General features: G+C 70.4%; 14 protein-coding genes. 7 read left to right on the forward strand and 7 right to left on the reverse strand.

What is annotated here, in order from left to right:
• Positions 1-4 precede the first annotated feature (4 nt).
• On the reverse strand, positions 5-442 hold the full coding sequence (locus D1369_RS37245) for a DUF6643 family protein (protein WP_007380055.1): 438 nt from the start codon (positions 440-442) through the stop codon (positions 5-7).
• A gap of 297 nt (positions 443-739) precedes the next feature.
• On the opposite strand from D1369_RS37245, the gene D1369_RS37250 reads away from it, so the two are divergent.
• Positions 740-1,945 carry a TerD family protein gene (locus tag D1369_RS37250; RefSeq protein WP_037898982.1) on the forward strand — a complete coding sequence of 402 codons (1,206 nt, stop codon included), beginning with the start codon at positions 740-742 and terminating at the stop codon, positions 1,943-1,945.
• A gap of 21 nt (positions 1,946-1,966) precedes the next feature.
• On the opposite strand, the gene D1369_RS37255 is transcribed toward D1369_RS37250, so the two are convergent.
• Positions 1,967-3,163 carry a glycosyltransferase gene (locus D1369_RS37255; protein ID WP_007380053.1) on the reverse strand — a complete coding sequence of 399 codons (1,197 nt, stop codon included), beginning with the start codon at positions 3,161-3,163 and terminating at the stop codon, positions 1,967-1,969.
• Positions 3,164-3,202: 39 nt separating this feature from the next.
• Here D1369_RS37255 and D1369_RS37260 point away from each other — a divergent pair, with 39 nt between their 5' ends.
• Together D1369_RS37260 and D1369_RS37265 are read left to right on the forward strand one after the other, a co-directional pair.
• A complete protein-coding gene (locus D1369_RS37260; protein WP_007380052.1) occupies positions 3,203-3,991 on the forward strand; it encodes an aspartate/glutamate racemase family protein in 789 nt (262 codons plus the stop codon).
• An 89-nt stretch (positions 3,992-4,080) separates the two neighbouring features.
• Positions 4,081-4,629 (forward strand): hypothetical protein, encoded by a 549-nt coding sequence (locus tag D1369_RS37265; RefSeq protein ID WP_007380051.1) that lies wholly within the window; start codon positions 4,081-4,083, stop codon positions 4,627-4,629.
• Between the two features lie 15 nt (positions 4,630-4,644).
• Here D1369_RS37265 and D1369_RS37270 read toward each other — a convergent pair whose 3' ends face one another.
• The gene (locus tag D1369_RS37270; protein ID WP_240436122.1) at positions 4,645-5,673 is read right to left on the reverse strand and encodes an O-antigen ligase family protein; all 1,029 of its coding nucleotides are present in this window, start codon (positions 5,671-5,673) and stop codon (positions 4,645-4,647) included.
• Positions 5,674-5,902: 229 nt separating this feature from the next.
• Here D1369_RS37270 and lnt point away from each other — a divergent pair, with 229 nt between their 5' ends.
• The 4 genes from lnt (at position 5,903) to D1369_RS37290 (ending at position 10,902) form a co-directional block, all read left to right on the forward strand.
• Positions 5,903-7,516 carry an apolipoprotein N-acyltransferase gene (lnt, locus tag D1369_RS37275; RefSeq protein WP_118082884.1) on the forward strand — a complete coding sequence of 538 codons (1,614 nt, stop codon included), beginning with the start codon at positions 5,903-5,905 and terminating at the stop codon, positions 7,514-7,516.
• A gap of 65 nt (positions 7,517-7,581) precedes the next feature.
• Positions 7,582-8,061 (forward strand): NUDIX domain-containing protein, encoded by a 480-nt coding sequence (locus D1369_RS37280; protein WP_007380048.1) that lies wholly within the window; start codon positions 7,582-7,584, stop codon positions 8,059-8,061.
• A gap of 54 nt (positions 8,062-8,115) precedes the next feature.
• Positions 8,116-8,916 carry a 3-hydroxybutyrate dehydrogenase gene (locus D1369_RS37285; protein WP_007380047.1) on the forward strand — a complete coding sequence of 267 codons (801 nt, stop codon included), beginning with the start codon at positions 8,116-8,118 and terminating at the stop codon, positions 8,914-8,916.
• A 66-nt stretch (positions 8,917-8,982) separates the two neighbouring features.
• Positions 8,983-10,902, forward strand: coding sequence for a GAF domain-containing protein (locus tag D1369_RS37290; protein WP_118083172.1), 1,920 nt, complete (start codon positions 8,983-8,985; stop codon positions 10,900-10,902).
• 48 nt (positions 10,903-10,950) lie between these two features.
• Here D1369_RS37290 and D1369_RS37295 read toward each other — a convergent pair whose 3' ends face one another.
• The 4 genes from D1369_RS37295 to D1369_RS37310 form a co-directional block, all read right to left on the reverse strand.
• Complete coding sequence (locus D1369_RS37295) at positions 10,951-12,336, reverse strand: MFS transporter (RefSeq protein ID WP_037898974.1); 1,386 nt, start codon at positions 12,334-12,336, stop codon at positions 10,951-10,953.
• 330 nt (positions 12,337-12,666) lie between these two features.
• Positions 12,667-14,133 carry a ricin-type beta-trefoil lectin domain protein gene (locus D1369_RS37300; RefSeq protein ID WP_037903058.1) on the reverse strand — a complete coding sequence of 489 codons (1,467 nt, stop codon included), beginning with the start codon at positions 14,131-14,133 and terminating at the stop codon, positions 12,667-12,669.
• A gap of 47 nt (positions 14,134-14,180) precedes the next feature.
• The gene (locus D1369_RS37305) at positions 14,181-15,689 is read right to left on the reverse strand and encodes an arabinofuranosidase catalytic domain-containing protein (RefSeq protein ID WP_007380042.1); all 1,509 of its coding nucleotides are present in this window, start codon (positions 15,687-15,689) and stop codon (positions 14,181-14,183) included.
• Positions 15,690-15,738: 49 nt separating this feature from the next.
• A complete protein-coding gene (locus tag D1369_RS37310) occupies positions 15,739-17,967 on the reverse strand; it encodes an alpha-L-fucosidase (protein WP_037898972.1) in 2,229 nt (742 codons plus the stop codon).
• Positions 17,968-18,393: the final 426 nt, after the last annotated feature.

Here is an 18,393-nt window from a genome sequence, read left to right on the forward strand (position 1 = left end):
GGGATCAGTACCCGCGGTACTGCTGGTTGTTGTACGGGTCCTGGTAGGGAGCCGCCGGAGCGGGCCGGGGAGCCGCGGGGCGCATCGCCTCGTAGCCCGTGCCCATGCCCGGGCCGGCCGGACGCGGCTGCTGCTGCGGTCCGGGGTAACCGCGGGGCGCGGCGGCCTGCTGCGGGATGTACGCCGCGGGCGCCTGCTGCAGCGGAGAGGGCTGCTGCGCCTGCGGATAGCCGTAGGAGGAGTAGGAGGGACCCGCGGGAAGAGCGGGCAGCGCGGACGGCAGCGCGGGCAGGTGGCTCGCCGGGACGTCGTACGCGGCCGGCACCCGGATCGGGGCGATCTGCGGGGTGCCCCGCTCGGCCACGAGTGAGTCGTAGATCGGAGTGTCCGGGAAGGAGGCGGAGTAGTAGCCGCCGCCATAAGTGGAGCGGGGGGAGGTCATGGCACATAAGTTAAGCCCACGATGTGCTGGTTGGGGAGACCGATAAGAGGGTTCTTTTCCGTGTCGGCAGTGACGCGGGACCCCCAATGCGAGCGAACTCGGCAAAAAAGGACGCCAATCCAGGTCCCATCCTTGTAAAGGCCGAGTTCCGAGCGGGTTACCGCCGGTTGGCCGACGATCTTCCGGTGCGCGGGATGGGAGTTCGCCGACCCGGGGGAATAGGTTGTGCGGGGAGAACTCCAGGGACCGCCGGGGCGCGTCCTGGCCTGCCGACAGCTGATGGGGGCGGACATGTCAATGCCGAAAGGGTCGAACGCGCCGGTGCCCACGACGGCGCTGCGCGTCGAATTGGGCTGGCGCTCCGGGCCGGGGGTCCCCGACGCGGATGCCTCGGCCCTGCTGCTCGTCGGCGGAAAGGTTCGTTCGGACGCCGACTTCGTCTTCTACAACCAGCCGCAGCACTCCTCCGGAGCCGTCCGCCACGAGGGCAAACGGACCGACGGCGGCCGGGTGACCGACACGCTGCTCGTCGATCTCGCGCGCGTGGAACCGTCGGTGGAGACCGTCGTCCTCGCCGCTTCCGCGGACGGCGGGACCTTCGCCGGCATTCCGGATCTTTACATCGAGGTGCGGGATGCGGCGCGGGGAACCGTGGCGGCGCGGTTCGACAGCACGGGCGCGACCGTAGAAACCGCTTTCGTGCTCGGGGAGTTCTATCGCCGTCAGGGCGCTTGGAAATTCCGTGCCGTCGGCCAGGGCTACGACAGCGGACTGGAAGGTCTGGCAACGGACTTCGGGATCACCGTGGACGAGCCCCAGCAGGCGGCACCGGTGGCACCACCACCCACCCCTTCCTCGCAACCGGTCCGCCTTTCCAAAGTCACGCTGACCAAGGCGGCTCCCTCCGTCTCCCTCGCCAAACAGGGCGGCACCTCGGGCACGATGCGCGTGAACCTCAACTGGCAGGTGCGTAAACAGTTTTCGGGCTGGGGCAGCAAGCGCGGCCGCGCGGTGGCCATGCACGCCGACCTCGACCTCGACCTGTGCGCCCTGTACGAGCTCGCCGACGGCCGCAAGGGGGTCGTCCAGGCGCTGGGCAACACCTATGGAGCCCTGCACCAGCCGCCGTACATCCACCTCGACGGCGACGATCGCACCGGTGCCGTGGCGAGCGGCGAGAACCTCACCGTGAACCTCGACCACAAACGGGACTTCCGGCGCATCCTCGTCTTCGTGACCATCTACGAGGGCGCGCGCTCCTTCGCCGACCTGCACGCCACGGTCACCCTCCAGCCGCAGCACGGCGCCCCGATCGACTTCTCCCTCGACGAGTGCACGGTGCCCTCGACGGTATGCGCGCTGGCCCTGATCACCAACACCGGCGACGACCTGGTCGTGCAGCGCGAGGCCCGCTATCTGGTGCCCGATCGCGGGGTGAGCCCGCAGCGGACGGTGGACCAGGTCTACGGCTGGGGCATGAACTGGACACCGGGCCGCAAGTGAGGCCTCACCGCAAGTGAGTCCTCACCTCTCCTCGCCGACGACGGCGTCCGGGCGCGCGTAGGTGCGGCCCTTCCAGGCCGCGCCGCGCCCCCGGTAGTGCTGCACCGCCGAGTCGACCGTCATCAGGAGATAGAGGAACGCGGTGAACGGCAGCAGGGGAGCGAGCCACAGCGGCTGCCGGTAGTAGCGGAGCATCGGGACGTACGTCCCCGTCATGACGAGCCACGCGAGAGCACCGGGCACCACGGTCGCCGCGCTTCCCGTCGCCAGGCCCGTGACGACGGCGACCGGCGGCACCAGGTAGACCAGCGCGAGCCCGAGGACCGTTCCGAACAGCACAAGAGGGTTGTGGCGCAACTGGGCGTACGCGCTGCGCGACACCATCCGCCACAGGTCGTGCAGCCGGGGATAGGGGCGCACACTGTCCACCCGCTCGGCGAGACCCAGCCAGATGTGGCCGCCCCCGCCCTTCACGGCCCGCGCGAGGGCCACGTCGTCGATGACCGCGTGCCGGATGGCGTCCGGGATCCGCGCGCGCTCGGCGGCCTCGGCGCGCAGCAGGACACAGCCGCCCGCCGCGGCCGCCGTCCGCCCACCTCGCTTGCCGATCCGCCGGAACGGATACAGCTGCGCGAAGAAGTAGACGAACGCCGGCACCACGAGCCGCTCCCACAGGCTCTCCACCCGCAGCCGGGCCATCTGCGAGACGACGTCGAAGCCCCCGGCGTGCGCGGCGGCGACCAGCCGCCGCAGACTGTCCGGCTCGTGGGCGATGTCGGCGTCCGTCAGCAGCAGGTATTCGGGGTCACGCGCGCGTGCCAGGCCGATGCCGTGGCGTACGGCCCACAGCTTGCCGGTCCATCCCGGCGGCGGCTCACCCGGTGAGGACACGGTCAGCGGCAGGCCGCCCTGCCGGCGCGCCAGTTCCCGTGCCAGCTCTCCGGTGCCGTCCGTGCTGCCGTCGTCGACGAGGAAGACCTCCGCCCGCCCCGGATAGTCCTGGGCCAGGAGGGAGGGAAGACTCGCGGGCAGCACCTCGGCCTCGTCGCGAGCCGGCACCACCACGGCCACGGACGGCCAGGCCGCCGGCTCCCGCTCCGGCGGGAGTCTCACATCCGTGCGCCAGAAGAACCCCTGGCACAGCAGCAGCCACAGCCAGGCGGCGAGGGATACGGCGGCGGTCCACGCGATGGCGCTCACGCGCGCAGTCTGCCCCACGCGACCGGCCCCCAAGGGCTCATCGTCTATCGTGGCCGGGTGAAGATCGCGCTCTTGGACTCCGGAATCGGTCTGCTGGCGGCCACCGCCGCGGTACGGCGACTGCGCCCCGACGCCGATCTCGTGCTCTCCCTCGACCCGGACGGCATGCCGTGGGGTCCCCGGACCCCGGACGACATCATCGGGCGCGCGCTCACCCTCGCCGAGGCCGCCGCCGCTCATGGCCCCGAGGCCCTGATCATCGGCTGCAACACCGCCACCGTGCACGCCCTGACCGCCCTGCGCGCCCGTCTGGAGCCGGATCTGCCGGTCATCGGCACCGTCCCCGCGATCAAGCCCGCGGCGTCCGCCGGCGGCCCCTTCGCTATCTGGGCGACCCCCGCCACCACCGGCAGCCCGTACCAGCGCGGTCTGCTCGCGGAGTTCGCCGACGGGGTGCCGGCCACCGAGGTGCCCTGCCACGGCCTCGCCGAGGCGGTGGAGCACGCCGACGAGGCCGCCATCGACGCCGCCGTCGCCGCGGCCGCCGCCCTGACCCCCGAGGACGTGACGACCGTCGTCCTGGGCTGCACCCACTACGAACTGGTCGCCGAGCGCATCCGCGCCGCCGTACAGCGCCCCGGCCGTCCGCCGCTCGTCCTGCACGGCTCCGCCGGAGCGGTCGCTGCCCAGGCGCTGCGCCGGATCGGCGAGCAGCCCGCGCCCGAGGCCGCGGCCACCGGCACCCTCACCGTGCTGCTGAGCGGACGCGAGGGCGCCGCCCTGCCCGCCCCCGCCCTGGCCTACGCGGAGGGCCGGCTCCTGCGAACGGCCACTCCCGCCCGCTGACCGCCGCGGACGGCCGGAAACCCCTGCCCGGAGCGGTTACTCTGCGCGACGAGGTAGCCGCACGGCGAAACCTGAGTAACCTCATAAGCATGAGGGACCACCTCCACGGCGAGAGCTCCTCGCACCACACCGACGTCTGGACCGGCCGCGCCTCCAACCGGATGCAGTGGCTGTTGGCGCTCGGTGGTGCCGCGATCTTGGCGCTCGGCGTCGAGCTCGCGGTCGACTCGGCGTGGACCTCCGGCGTGGCTCCGCTCGTCATGTCCGTGGTCGGCTGCATCGCGGCCGGACTGCTGGTCCTCTTCCTCACGCTCGCCTTCGTGCATGTCGCCCTGAAGGTCGACATGGACTCCCTGGAGGTGCGCTGCGGCCACATCGGTGTGCCGCGCCGCCGTATCCCGCTGGACCATGTCGCCGGAGCCGAGTTCGTCCCGCACGTCAATCCGCGCCAGTGGGGCGGCTGGGGCTATCGCTGGCGCCCCGAGAAGGGCACCGCCGTCGTCGTACGCCGTGGTGAAGGCGTCGTTCTCCAACTGTGGGACGGCCACACGTTCACGGTCACCGTGGACGACGCGGAGTCCGCCGTACGCATCATCCGCGACCGGCTGCGGCCGAGGGCTTCGGGTCCGCGAAGCTGAGACCGGGCCGACCGGTCACTTCCGGGCCGGTTCGTCGGTGAGCGGGTGGGCTGTCGCGAGGCCCGCCAGAAGCCCGACGCCCACCGACACCATGGTGAAGCTCAGCGCGTTGCCGAGCGCGGCAATCGCCGCCAGCACCGTCAGGGCGGCGCCCGCGGTCAGGACGACCGGCGTGGGGCGAGGAGAGCGCCACAGCGCGTACAGCAGCCAGCAGAAGGCCGCGGCCAGCAGCAGCACACCGATCATCCCCTGCTCGGCGGCCATCTGAAGCGGTGCCGAGTGCGGTTTCCCGTCCGGCACCAGGGACTGGGCCGCCGTCGTACTGAGCTCCCCGAAGCGGCCCGGACCCACACCGAGGACGGTGTCCTCGCGGGCCAGGTGGAGGGCGTCGTGCCACAGCTCGATCCGGTGCGGGGTGAGCCGGCCGCGCAGTGACTCGGTGAGCCCGTCCGGCACCGCGTTCCCGGCCACCGCCCAGGTCAGGCCGGTCGCCGCGGTCGCGGCGAGGGCGAGACCGGCGATGCCCGGGCCGCGGTGGCGCGTCCGGCCCGCGGCGAGCGAGCACAGCAGCACCGCGGCGCAGGTGACCAGCCCGGACACCGAATCGAGGGCGGCCGCCGCCACCACGATGGCGAGCGCCAGCAGCCGCAGCAGGACGCGGAGGGTGGGGGCGGCGGTGGTCCAGGCGGCGCAGCACGCGGCACCGGTGGCGAGCGTCAGCAGGGCGGCCGTGGCCCCCGCGTGACCCAGGGGACCGACGATCTCCGGTCCTGGCGTGAGATGGGGGAGCCCGGCTGCCAGGCCCACTCCGGTCAGCGCGGCGGCGCAAGGAGCGGCGACCGGCAGCAGCGCCCCCGAGATCCGGCCGGCGGCGTATCCCGCGGCGACGGCCAGCAGGGCTAGCAGCACGCCCTCCGGACGACCGTCGTGCGCGGCCGCGGTGATCAGCGACCAGGCGGCACAGGCACCGAGCACCAGTACGCCCACCACGTCAGAAACGTTTCGTCTGTCGCCGTCCTCCTCGGAACCGGCCACAGACGTCATCCCCGTGGAACCCACCCCGCCGCCCCCAAAAACCCCGGTCCCCCGACCTGTGGCCCCCGCCGCCCGCATGCCGGCGGCCCGTACGGGGACTCCGGCACACCGTAACGGCTGATGGATGATTTGTGGACGAGTTGTGCGGGATCTTCCCGGCACGGATGCGTGGGCGGCGTCACGGTCACCGGGCGGACCGCGCTGTGGACGCCGAGGTCAACCGCCGTACACTCCCGGAGTGACCGTCACCGCAACTTCCGTGGACGAGTCGGACCGGCTGGAATCGCAGTCCGCGCCCGCCTCCCGCTGGGCCGTCCGGCTCCGCCGTCTCGTCCCGGCCGCCGCCGCGGCGCTCTCCGGAGTGCTGCTCTACGTCAGTTTCCCGCCTCGCACCCTGTGGTGGCTGGCCCTGCCCGCCTTCGCCGTCTTCGGCTGGGTGCTGCGTGGCCGTGGCTGGAAGGCGGCTTTCGGCCTCGGCTATCTCTTCGGCCTGGGCTTTCTGCTGCCGCTGCTGGTGTGGACCGGCGTCGAGGTCGGCCCCGGACCCTGGCTCGCCCTGGTGGCGATCGAGGCGATCTTCGTCGCGCTGGTGGGCGTGGGCATCGCCGCCGTCTCCAAGCTGCCCGGGGCGCCGGTGTGGGCGGCCGCGCTGTGGATCGCCGGAGAAGCGGCACGCGCGCGTGCGCCGTTCCACGGCTTCCCCTGGGGCAAGATCGCGTTCGGGCAGGCCGACGGCGTCTTCCTGCCGCTCGCCGCGGTGGGAGGCACGCCCGTCCTGGGCTTCGGCGTCGTCCTGTGCGGCTTCGGCCTCTACGACGTCGTGCGGCTGGTCGTCGAGCGGCGGGGGACCGGTGCCGTACGGCGGCCCGCCGCGGCCGTAGCCCTGCTGAGTGTGGCCGTACCGGTGGTGGGGGCGTTCGCGGCCCGGACGCTGGTGAGCGACAAGGCCGAGGACGGCACCGTGACGGTCGCCGCCATCCAGGGCAACGTGCCGCGCGCGGGCCTGGACTTCAACACCCAGCGGCGGGCCGTGCTCGACTACCACGCGCGCGAGACCGAGCGGCTGGCCGCCGAGGTGAAGGCCGGCAAGGTCGACAGGCCCGACATCGTGCTGTGGCCGGAGAACTCCTCCGACGTCGACCCCTTCGCCGACGCGACCGCGGCCGTCGTCATCGAACAGGCGGCCAAGGCCATCGACGCACCGATCTCCGTCGGCGGGGTCGTCGAGCGGGACGGCAAGCTCTACAACGAGCAGATCCTGTGGGACCCGGTCAAGGGCCCCACCGACACCTATGACAAGCGGCAGATCCAGCCGTTCGGCGAGTACCTTCCGCTGCGGGGGCTCGTCGGAGCGATCAACAAGAACTGGACCTCCATGGTCCGCCAGGACTTCAGCCGGGGCAGCAAGCCGGGCGTCTTCCAGATGGCCAACGCCAAGGTCGGCCTGGTCACCTGCTACGAGGCGGCGTTCGACTGGGCCGTGCGTTCCGAGGTGACCGACGGTGCGCAGCTGATCTCCGTGCCGAGCAACAACGCGACCTTCGACCGCAGCGAGATGACCTATCAGCAGCTCGCGATGTCCCGGGTACGGGCCGTGGAGCACAGCCGCACCGTCACGGTGCCGGTGACCAGCGGCGTCAGCGCGATCATCATGCCGGACGGGAGGATCACTCAGAGGACCGGCATGTTCGTGGCCGACTCGCTGGTGCAGAAGGTGCCGCTGAGGTCGACGCAGACCCCTGCGACCCGGCTCGGCATCCTGCCCGAGATGGCTCTGGTGCTGGTGGCCGCGGGCGGGCTCGGCTGGGCCGTCGGCGCCGGAGTGCGCAGGCGTCGCGCCGAGGGCGCGTAGGCGCACGAAGCCGTACGTCCCGGGAAGATCACTTGAGCCATGAAGGCGGCCGTTAGGGTCGAGGCATGGCTACTCCTGACTTCATCCGCACCCTGCGGCGTTCCATCGGCCACGACCTCCTCTGGCTCCCCGGCGTCAGCGCCGTCGTCTTCGACGACGAGGGCAGAGTGCTGCTCAACCGCCGCTCGGACACCGGCAAGTGGTCGCTGCTCGGCGGCATCCCGGAACCGGGGGAGCAGCCCGCGGCCTGCGCGGTGCGGGAGGTCGAGGAGGAGACGGGCGTGCACTGCGTCGTCGAGCGGGTCGTCGTGGTCCAGGCGCTCAGGCCCGTGACGTACGACAACGGCGACACCTGCCAGTACATGGACATCTCGTTCCGCTGCCGGGCAGTCGGCGGCGAGGCCCGGGTCAATGACGACGAGTCCCTTGATGTGGACTGGTTCGCGGTGGACGCCCTGCCGGAGCTGAACGAGTTCGGGATGTTGCGGATCAAGCAGGCGCTGATGGACGCACCCACATGGTTCGACCCCATGAGTTCCGAGTGAAGTATGGGGCCTGACCATATGTGGTCAGGGCCGGGTGCTGCCTAGGGTCAGAACATGACCCTCAGCAGCGCCCACCCGGGCCCCCACGCCCCCGCACTAGACCTCGGCGGCCGCACCGCCCTCGTCACCGGCGCCGCCGGTGGCATCGGCCGTGCCTGTGCGCTGCGGCTCGCGGCGGCCGGGGCCAAGGTGAGAGCGGTCGACCGGGACGCGGCCGGCCTGGACGCGCTCGCCGAGCGGGCCACGGGGCTGGCGGGCACCGTCGAACCGCACGTCCTCGACCTCACCGACCTGGACGCCGCCGAGCACGCCGCCGCGGGCACCGACGTCCTCGTCAACAACGCCGGCATCCAACTGGTGCGCCCCATCGAGGAGTTCCCGCCCGAGGTGTTCCACACGGTGCTGACCGTGATGCTGGAGGCACCGTTCCGTCTGATCCGCGGCGCCCTGCCGCACATGTACGGGCAGGGGTGGGGGCGGATCGTCAACGTGTCCTCGGTGCACGGTCTGCGTGCCTCGGCCTACAAGGCGGCCTATGTGGCCGCCAAACACGGGCTGGAGGGTCTGTCCAAGACGGCCGCCCTCGAAGGCGCCCCCCACGGCGTGACCTCGAACTGTGTGAACCCCGCCTATGTGCGCACCCCACTGGTCGAGCGGCAGATCACCGACCAGGCCCGGGCGCACGGCATCCCCGAGGAGCGGGTGGTGTCCGAGGTGCTGCTCCAGGACAGCGCGCTCAAGCGGCTCATCGAGCCGGAGGAGGTCGCCGAGGCCGTGGCCTACCTGTGCGGCCCGCACGCGTCCTTCGTCACCGGTACGTCACTCGTCCTCGACGGCGGCTGGACCGCGCACTGAACGGCACCGGACCGGAGTTTTCCACAGGCCTGACGGGGTGAGCGTGCGATGAGCAATCCTGTGGGCATGTCCAGCGATCACAGGCAGTCCGTCGAGCGCCCCGCCGGCAGTGCCGAGGCACCCTTCCTCGAACTGCTGGCCAGGGGCGCGTCCGCCGACGCCTACGAACAGCCCGTGCTGATCGCCCGCGCCGAGGGAAGGCCGGCCGAGCGGATCGCAGCGCTGGAAGAGGCCAAGGCGGTCGCCCTGCGCGTGCGCTCCGAGCTGGAGGGTCGGCGCCGTCGGGAGGCCGAGCTGTCCGCCCTGTTCGAGACCGCCCACGACCTGGCCGGCCTCCGGGACCTCGACGCGGTGCTGCGGGCCATCGTGCAGCGCGCCCGCTCCCTGCTCGGCACCGACGTGGCCTATCTCAGCCTGCACGACCCGGCGCGAGGTGACACCTACATGCGGGTCACCGAGGGCTCGGTCGCGGCCCGCTTCCAGCAGCTGCGGCTGGGGATGGGCGAGGGGCTCGGCGGACTGGTCGCCCAGACCGCCCGCCCCTACGTCACCGACGACTACTTCAAGGACGACCGCTTCCAGCACACCCTCGCCATCGACTCGGGTGTCCGGGACGAGGGCCTGGTCGCCATCCTCGGTGTGCCGCTGACGCTGGGGCACCACGTCATCGGCGTGCTGTTCGCGGCGGACCGGCGTGCCCGGGTCTTCGAGCGGGAGCAGATCGCGCTCCTCGGGTCCTTCGCCGCGCTGGCCGCGGCCGCCATCGACACCGCGAACCTGCTCACCGAGACCCGCTCGGCCCTGACCGAGCTGGAGCGGGCCAACGAGATCATCCGGGACCACAGCGGTGTCATCGAGCGTGCCTCCGAGGTCCACGACCGGCTCGCCGAACTGGTGCTGCGCGGTGGCGGGGTGCACGACGTGGCGGCGGCCGTCTCCGCAATCCTCGACGGCGCGGTCGAGTTCACCGAGATCGCCCCCACGGAGGCACTGGAGGCATCCCGGGCCGAGGGCCATGCCGTACGGCACGGGGACGACTGGATCGCCGCGGTCGCCGCCGGCGGAGAACTCCTCGGTGCCCTCGTGCTGCGCGGCCACCCCGGGCTCGACCCCGTGGACCAGCGCACCCTGGAGCGTGCCGCGATGGTCACCTCGCTGCTCCTGCTGGCCAGACGCTCTGCCGCCGAGGCCGAACAACGGGTGCGCGGCGAACTCCTGGACGACCTGCTGGACGCCCGGGACCGCGACCCCCGTCTGCTGCGTGAGCGGGCCGCCCGGCTGGACGCCGATCTCGACGCCACCCATGTCGTGCTGGCCGCCCGTCTCGACAGCCCGGCGCCGGACGCCGACCAGGAGGCGGCCGCCCGAAGACGCCTGTGGTCCGCGGCCTCCCACCTCGCCGCCACCCGGCACGGCCTGGCCGCCGCCCGCGACGGCGGCACCGTCCTGCTGCTGCCCCTCACCGCCGGCGACACGGCCACCGAACTGGCCCGCCGCACCGCCGGGCACCTCGGCACGGCCGTCCACGAGGCGGTGACCGTCGGCGCCTCCGCCCCGGTCCGCGACCTCGCCGTCCAATTGGACGCCGTGGCCGCCGCCTACGAGGAGGGCCGCCGCTGCCTAGAGGCGCTGCGCCTTCTGGGCCGCTCGGGGGACGGCGCGGCCGCCGAGGACTTCGGCTTCCTCGGGCTTCTGCTGGCCGGTGACCGGGACATCGCGGGCTTCGTCGAGCGGACCATCGGCCAGGTGGTCGCCTACGACGAGCGCCGGGGCACCGACCTCCTGCGCACCCTCGACGCCTACTTCACGTGCGGGATGAGCCCGGCCCGCACCAAGGACGAGCTGCACGTCCACGTGAACACCGTCGCCCAGCGCCTGGAGCGTGTGGGCCGTCTGCTCGGCGAGGACTGGCAGAGCCCCGCTCGTGCGCTGGAGATCCAGCTCGCGCTGCGGCTGCACCGGTTGTCGGCGCCGCCACGGCACTGACCCCCGCACGCGCAGGCGTACGGGGGCCGGTCGGTCCCCTGTCGGGGTTCAGACGGTCCGGGCGTCCGCCGCGGGGGACGGGGCCGCCGGCTCCGGCTCGGCGTCCGGCTCGTCGGCCAGGTCGCGGTGGCGGGTCTCCTTGGCGACACCGACGGCGACGACCGTCAACACGGCCGCGGCGATGACGTAGAGGGCGATCGGGGTGGAGCTGTCGTAGTCGGAGAGGAGCGCGGTGGCGATGAGCGGGGCCGGGGCACCTGCCGCGACCGAGGCGAACTGGGCGCCGATGGAGGCACCGGAGTACCGCATCCGGGTCGCGAACATCTCGGAGAAGAAGGCCGCCTGGGGCGCGTACATGGCGCCGTGCAGGACGAGTCCGACAGTCACCGCGAGGACCAGGTTGCCGAAGCCGCCGGTGTCGACGAGCGAGAAGAACGGGAACATCCACAGTCCGACGCCGACCGCGCCGAGCAGGTACACCGGGCGCCGGCCGACCCGGTCCGACAGGGCGCCCCAGGCGGGGATCACCGCGAAGTGCACGGCCGAGGCGATCAGCACCGAGTTGAGGGCGGTCTGCTTGGAGACACCGGCGGACGTGGTGGCGTAGACGAGGATGAACGCGGTGATGACGTAGTAGCTGATGTTCTCCGCCATGCGCGCGCCCATCGCGATCAGCACGTCGCGCCAGTGGTGGCGCAGCACGGACACTAGCGGCAGTTTCTCGGCCACGCCGTCACGCCCCGCCTTGCGGGCCTCCGCCTGGGCCAACGCCTGTTTGAACACGGGGGATTCGTCGACGGACAGCCGGATCCACAGACCGACGACCACCAGAACGCCGGAGAGCAGGAAGGGAATCCGCCAGCCCCAGCTGCCGAAGGCCGCGTCCGACAGAACGGCGGTCAGCAGCGACAGCACACCCGTGGCGAGGAGTTGCCCGGCCGGAGCGCCGGTCTGCGGCCACGAGGCCCAGAAGCCGCGTCGCCGGGCGTCCCCGTGCTCGGACACGAGCAGGACGGCTCCGCCCCACTCACCGCCGAGCGCGAAGCCCTGGACCAGGCGCAGAACGGTCAGCAGCACGGGCGCGGCCGCTCCTACGGTCGCGTGCGTCGGCAGCAGCCCGATCGCGAAGGTCGCCCCGCCCATCAGCAGCAGGCTCAGGACCAGCAGCTTCTTACGTCCGAGCCGGTCGCCGTAGTGCCCGAACACCAGGGCGCCGAGCGGACGGGCGGCGAATCCGACGGCGTATGTCAGGAAGGACAGCAGGGTGCCGACGAGCGGGTCGGAGTCGGGAAAGAACAGCTTGTTGAAGACCAGGGCGGCCGCGGAGCCGTAGAGGAAGAAGTCGTACCACTCGATGGTGGTGCCGATGAGGGACGCGGCGACGATGCGCTTGAGGCTGGCGGGGGCTGGTGGAGCGGCTGCGGGCGACGACATCGGCACCACTTCCTGGGGTGTGACGGGGACGTTTGCGTGTCGCCACACCGTAGAAATCCGCACGTCAGGCGCACATGTGGCGGGGCAACATAGTTCGAGGGTTGGCTATGCGTGCGGCCACCATGGGAGGGACCGGACACGGACGGCAACGTGCACGTGCTGTGCCGCGACTGCCACCAGCCCAACCGCTGATTAGGTTGGACGTGAGGGGAGGGAGCCGTGGCGGCGTCGCTCGTACTCGGCCTGCCGGCAGCCGGAACGCCATCGGCGCACCGGCCCGCTCGAACAGCATGGTGGCCGACGCCGCAGCCGGGTGCTACCTCGTCCTGGTCACTGCCGGGTCCACTTCTGGTTGTTGCCGCCGTTGCAGGTCCACAGTTGGACGAGGGTGCTGTTGGTGGTGGCGGCGTCCTTGACGTCCAGGCACAGTCCGGACTGGACGCTGGTGACGGTGCCGTCGGTGTTGAGGTTCCACTGTTGGTTGCTGCCGCCGGTGCAGTCCCAGATGGTGACCTTGGTGCCGGGGGTGGTTCCCCAGTTGTCGGCGTCCAGGCACTTGTTGCCGTAGACCCGCAATTCCTTGGCGGAGGTCTGGGTCCACTGCTGGTTGGTGCCGTTGTTGCAGTCGTAGATCTGGGTCTGCACGCCGTTGGTGGTGCTCACGCCGGGCACGTCCAGGCAGCGGTTGGAGGCGGCCCCGCGCAGTACCTTGCCGCTACCGCCCCCGGGGTTGGTGCCGGTGCCCCAGCCCCACTGGAGGCGGTCGAGGCCGGACTGGCTGGTGACGGTCACGGACAGGTTGGTGCCGCTGCCGGTCAGGGAGGTGATGGCGCAGGAGGCGTTGTCGCAGGGGCCGGGGCCCTGCGTCTGGTCGGCTTGCTTGACGCCGGTCCACAGGACGGTACCGATGCCGAGGCTGCGCGCGGTGTCGGTGATGGCGTAGAGGAAGGATCTGTTGTTGGTGCCGTCCTTGGGGCCGTTGTAGTCGACGCCGGTGGTCATCGGGGCGCCGAACTCGGTCACCACGGCGCGGTCGGCATAGCCGCACAGGTTGTCGGTGAACTCCTTGACCCAGTCGGCCTCGGTGCTGTGGGAGACACCGAACATGCTGTAGGTGTGGATGGACAGCAGGGTGCCGGACAGGCGGGAGTCGGCGCCGATGCCGCACAGACTCGCGTCGCCCCACTGGCCGGGGACGATCACGTGGTCGCGGGGGAGGCCGGGGTAGTGCGCCAGCCAGTCGGCTTCGAAGTTCGGCAGATCGGTGGCGTTGTACGCCCAGGGCTCGTTCATGATGTCGAAGTAGAAGTTGCTCTTCGAGCCGTACTTGTTGATCATCGTGTCCCACATTTTGTAGAAGGCCGCGGTGTCGCTGACCTTCCCGTTCTGCAGCCAGGGCGCGACGATGACCTTCATGCCCAGCGCGGTGGCGGCGTCCAGCGTCGCGGTGTAGCTGCCCCACCAACTTCCCGAGGTGGTCGCCTCGTTGAATCCCATGCGGACGGTGTTGGCCCCCAGGCCCTGGAAGCCCTTCAGGATGGCCGTGGACTTCGTGTACACGGTGCCGTAGTCGTCCGACTCCGACAGGCCGACCGGGATGTTCGGGCCGGTGATGAAGTTGTCTCTGGGATCTGCCCAGTTCACTCCGCGGAACTGATTGGTGTTGGCCGCCGCTGCGGCGGCCTGGCTCGGTGAGGCGGCCTGGGCCGTGCCTGCGGTCAGGAGTCCGAGCAGCGCCAGGGTTGTGGCCGCCGAGCCGGCAACCAGGCGCCGGACAGCCTTAGTCGTGCTGTTCACGAAGTTCTCCTTGCGGGATTGAGGGTCCATCGCGGAACGCCGTGGGATCAGCCCAGGGTCCACTTCTGGTTGCTGCCGCCGTTGCAGGTCCACAGCTGGGCCAGGCCGCCGTTGGCGGTGGAGGCGTCCTTGACGTCCAGGCAGAGCCCGGAGGCGACTCCGGTGATGGTGCCGTCGGAGTTGAGCCTCCACTGCTGGTTGGCCTGTCCGTTGCACGCGTAGGTCTGCACCTTGGTGCCCGGGGTGTTGCCGTAGCCGGCGGCGTCCAGGCACAGCTGCGAGGAGCCGGAGTAAACCGTCACCTCGTTCGACGGTGTGTGCGTGAAGATCTGGTTCGCCCCGCCGTTGCAGTCGTAGGTCTGCAGTTGGGTGCCCCCCGTGGTCGACCATCCCGGCACGTCAAGGCACTTGCCCGCGCCCAGCGCGTGCAACTCGCCCGTGTTCGTCGTGCTGGAGGGGGCGGCGTAGCCGACGGAGGTGATGTTGGACTGGACGGCGTTCTCGGTGGCGTTCGACGGGTAACCGGAGGTCATGACGCCTTCGTAGAAGGTGCCGGCGGAGCTGTTGCTGTTGTCGCCGCCGATACCGAGGAGGACGGCGCCCTGCTTCCTCATCGGGTTGTAGCCCGCGGCGTTGGGGCGTACCCCGTCGTAGAAGGTCGACAGGTTGCCGGACTGGGCGTTGCCCCCGCGGATCGCCCAGTGGTTGGACTCGCCCTTGACGATCGCGGTGGTGAACCGGTGGCTGATCGTCGGGTCGTTGTCGTTGTAGCCCGTGTTCACCCCGGAGAACAGGCCGTTCTCCATGTCGGCCATGATCCACGGGCCGCTGCCGGCGCCGGCGCCCCAGGCCCGGATGCTGCCGAAGTAGATGGCCTCCATGGTGCCGTTGCCGTCGTCGTGGTTGGTGGTCTCGGCGTTGCCGTAGTCGAAGCAGCAACCGCTGTTGTAGTGGCTGCCGTCGAAGATGGCGTACATGCCCTCGGGCTGGTCGCCGGTGGCGATCCCGTTGGTGTTGTTGTTGCGGTAACCGGTGCCTGGGCTGACGTAGACGCCGTAGGCCTTGTGGCCGGCGACGGTGATCGGGGCGGCGGTGGCGTCCGCGAGGGCGTCGTCTCCGTTGGGGCCCGGGCCGTTGAACGTGCCGCGAGGAGCCCGGGTGAGATGGTTGCCGCGGCCGGACTGGTCGTAGATCACGCTGATCTCGCACTTCGTCCCCGCGCAGAACGAGTCCTGCGCGGCCGCGTCGGCGTAGCCACCCGTGGACAGGACGCCGATGTTCCGGGTGGCGTTGTCCGAGGCGCGCGTGACCTGGTAGAGCGGCCCGGTGTACGAGGAGGACAGCGCGCGCGTGGTGCTGTGCGCGGCCACGCAGGGCGTGCCGCCCGCGGCGTACAGGTCGCACGGAAGCGACCCCGCCGCCTGTGCGGTGCCGGCTGTCGTCGTGGCGCCGACCAGCGCGCCGCCGACGAGCACGACCGCGGCTGCGACGCGGGCCCACAGGCCCGCCCGACGGCGTTCGGACGCCGAGGGGGCGTCCGGCGATGCTCTTCTCATCTCACGTCCCTGTCTGTTGAGCCCGCGGCGAGCTGCGGGTTGTCGGCGGTCACTGGGCGGTGAAGGTCCACTGGAGGTTGGCGCTGCCGTTCCAGGTCCACTGCTTGGTGACGGAACCGGAGGCGACCTGGCCGCCGCCGTCGAGGACGAGGCCGGTGGTGCGGTTGGCGATGCTGTACTGGCCGTTGCCGCGGTCGGTGATCTGCCACTGCTGGTGGGGACCGCCGTTCCACGGGGCCTGCTGGGCCGGCGCCCCGTTGTCGGTGGCGCCCCAGCCGTCGGCGACCATGCCGTTGGTGCGGTTGACCAGCCGGTAGTAGCCGTTGCCCAGGTCGACGGCCTGCCACTGGAGGTTCGGGCTGCCGTCCCAGGTCCACTGCTTGAGGTTGCTGCCGGAGGCCACGTTGCCGCCGCCGTCCAGGGCCAGACCGTCGGTGACGTTGGTGACGCGGAAGTACTTGGCAGGGTTGAAGATCACCTTCAGGGAGGTGATGGCGTCGTTGTTGCCGCTGTCGCGCAGGTCGGCGTTGTCGGCGCTGAAGGTCCAGGCCGTACCGGAGAAGTTGTCTCCCGAGTAGCCGATCACCTGGTAACCGGCGGATATGCGCAAGGAGGAGATCGTGCGTGCCGCGAGGCCGGCGCTCTGCAATTGCGCGGCGGTGTAGCTGCCCAGCACGAGCTTCGCCGCCGTGCCCCCGTACGAGACATCGCTGTACGCGCCGGCGACGCCGTTGGCGCTGAGGGCGGGGATCCGGCCGGAGAAGGTGAACTTCAGTACGTACGCGAGGGCGTTGAACGGCGCCGAGGACGACGGAAGGCTGATGTGCAGGCCGTCGCCGCTCTGCGTGGGCGTGGGGAGGTCGACGTACGAGCCGCTGCTGTTGTTCAGCAACTGCACGGACGTCAGTGATCTGAGATCGATGCGTCCGCTCGCCAGGGTGGTGATGGTCGTGGAGCTGCCGGGCCAGCCCAGGACCGTCGCGTACAGAACGTTGTCGGCCTTGTTGCGGGTGAACCGGAAGTCCTTGTTCGTCCCGGCCACAGGGGCGGTGAAGGAGCCTCCGCCCATCTTGGTCGGGCCCTCGCCGTAGGCGGTCCAGGCGCGGGTGGCGTACACGGACTCGCCGAACCGCTTGAGGTAGTCGCCGATGGCGAGCAGGACGTCCTTCTGGCTCTGGGGGATGGTGCCGTCGGCCATGGGGGCGATGTTGAGCAGCATGTTGCCGTTCTTGCTGATCCGGTCGATCAGCGAGTGCAGCATCTGGGCCGTGGAGTAGTAGCCCATGCCGACGGTGTAGCACCAACTGGAGTCGCTGACGCTGTCGTCGGTCAGCCAGTACGGGTCGGTGATGTCGGCCGGTCCGCCGCGTTCGTAGTCGAACACCTCGCCGTTGGTGTTGAAGCCGTCCTTGTAGGTGGCGACGACCTCTTTGCCCCAGGAGATGGCCTGGTTGTAGTAGTAGGAGAGGAAGTTCAGCCGCTGGGTCTCGTCGACCAGGCTCAGGTCGAAGTCCTGCCACAGGATGTCCGGCTGCGCCAGGTCCACGACCTCCTTGAGCTTGTCGTGCCACAGCTGGTTCTCGGCGGCGGTGTCGAGCTGTCCGTACAGCTTCTTCAAGCTGGTGGTCGGCTGGGTGGGCACGTGGTCGTAGAAGCCGTTGAAGTTGAACGCGTGGTGCATGGCGACCAGCAGTTTCAGGCCCTTGCCCCGGATGGCGTCGCGGAACAGTGCCAGCAGGTTCAGGCCTGGCCCGTGCCGGACGGAGTTCCACTCGTTGGCCGAGCTGTTCCACATCGAGAAGCCGTCGTGGTGCTCGGACACCGGTCCGGCGAACCTGGCGCCCGCGTCCACGAACAGCTGCGCCCAGGCGTCCGGGTCGAATCTGCCGCCCTGGGAGACCAACTTGGGCGCGAACTGAACCCAGTTGCCCGCCTTGTCGCGGGCTCCGTCGAGGAAGTTGTGGTACGGCCACACCGAGGGGTCGCCATAGGTGGCGACGTGGTGGCTGTTGGCGCCCAAGCCGGGGATGTACATGTTCCGGGGGTACCACTCGTTGTCGTAGGCGGGGACGCTGAAGGCACCCCAGTGGAAGTAGATCCCGAACTTCGCGTCCTGGAACCACTCCGGAGCCGCCGGATGCTGGTCCACAGACGCCCACGTGGGCGAGTACGACGACGGGGCCGCCAGCGCCTCCGCCGTACCGAGAGTGAGATCCGCCGTCACGGCGGCGACGACTCCCATGGCACTCGACAGGAACACACGCCTGCTGATCGTCATGGAGGAACCCTTCGTCGATTCACGTCGAGGATCGTGAGAGACGGGACGCATCCGTCGAGGATGCCTGCTGTCGTGTTGTTTTATGTTTGATTCCGCGTGTCGCCTCGAGATGTCTGCCCGATGAGGGCGCGTATCGGTGGGGCGGTGATCGTGGCGGCTATAGATAGGATGAATTCTGCACGGTTTGCGCGATGGTCTACTCGGTGTGGCTTCGCGTTCGCCCCGCTGAGGCCCTAGGGCAATGGCAGAGCTTGCCCTGATCGGATCAGGCGGTCAAGGGGTGTGCACACAACTGCTGGAACAAGCATGGGATGTGTCGCTCGGTCAGGTGAGCGTGGCTCAATGCTTGTACTGAGTTGTGGAGAGAGCTGCTGAGACTCTTGACTGTTTGATTCTGAAGCAGTTCCCTGATGCCCGCGTTTGATT

Source organism: Streptomyces sp. CC0208, assembly GCF_003443735.1.
Classification (GTDB): domain Bacteria; phylum Actinomycetota; class Actinomycetes; order Streptomycetales; family Streptomycetaceae; genus Streptomyces; species Streptomyces sviceus.

Bases quoted from the DNA above. Each gene is read 5' to 3' on its own strand.
- D1369_RS37305 (WP_007380042.1), bottom strand. From the start codon at position 15,689: ATGAGAAGAGCATCGCCGGACGCCCCCTCGGCGTCCGAACGCCGTCGG.
- D1369_RS37270 (WP_240436122.1), bottom strand. From the start codon at position 5,673: ATGACGTCTGTGGCCGGTTCCGAGGAGGACGGCGACAGACGAAACGTT.
- D1369_RS37250 (WP_037898982.1), top strand. From the start codon at position 740: ATGCCGAAAGGGTCGAACGCGCCGGTGCCCACGACGGCGCTGCGCGTC.
- D1369_RS37310 (WP_037898972.1), bottom strand. From the start codon at position 17,967: ATGACGATCAGCAGGCGTGTGTTCCTGTCGAGTGCCATGGGAGTCGTC.
- D1369_RS37290 (WP_118083172.1), top strand. From the start codon at position 8,983: ATGTCCAGCGATCACAGGCAGTCCGTCGAGCGCCCCGCCGGCAGTGCC.
- D1369_RS37280 (WP_007380048.1), top strand. From the start codon at position 7,582: ATGGCTACTCCTGACTTCATCCGCACCCTGCGGCGTTCCATCGGCCAC.
- D1369_RS37295 (WP_037898974.1), bottom strand. From the start codon at position 12,336: ATGTCGTCGCCCGCAGCCGCTCCACCAGCCCCCGCCAGCCTCAAGCGC.
- D1369_RS37265 (WP_007380051.1), top strand. From the start codon at position 4,081: ATGAGGGACCACCTCCACGGCGAGAGCTCCTCGCACCACACCGACGTC.
- D1369_RS37285 (WP_007380047.1), top strand. From the start codon at position 8,116: ATGACCCTCAGCAGCGCCCACCCGGGCCCCCACGCCCCCGCACTAGAC.
- D1369_RS37245 (WP_007380055.1), bottom strand. From the start codon at position 442: ATGACCTCCCCCCGCTCCACTTATGGCGGCGGCTACTACTCCGCCTCC.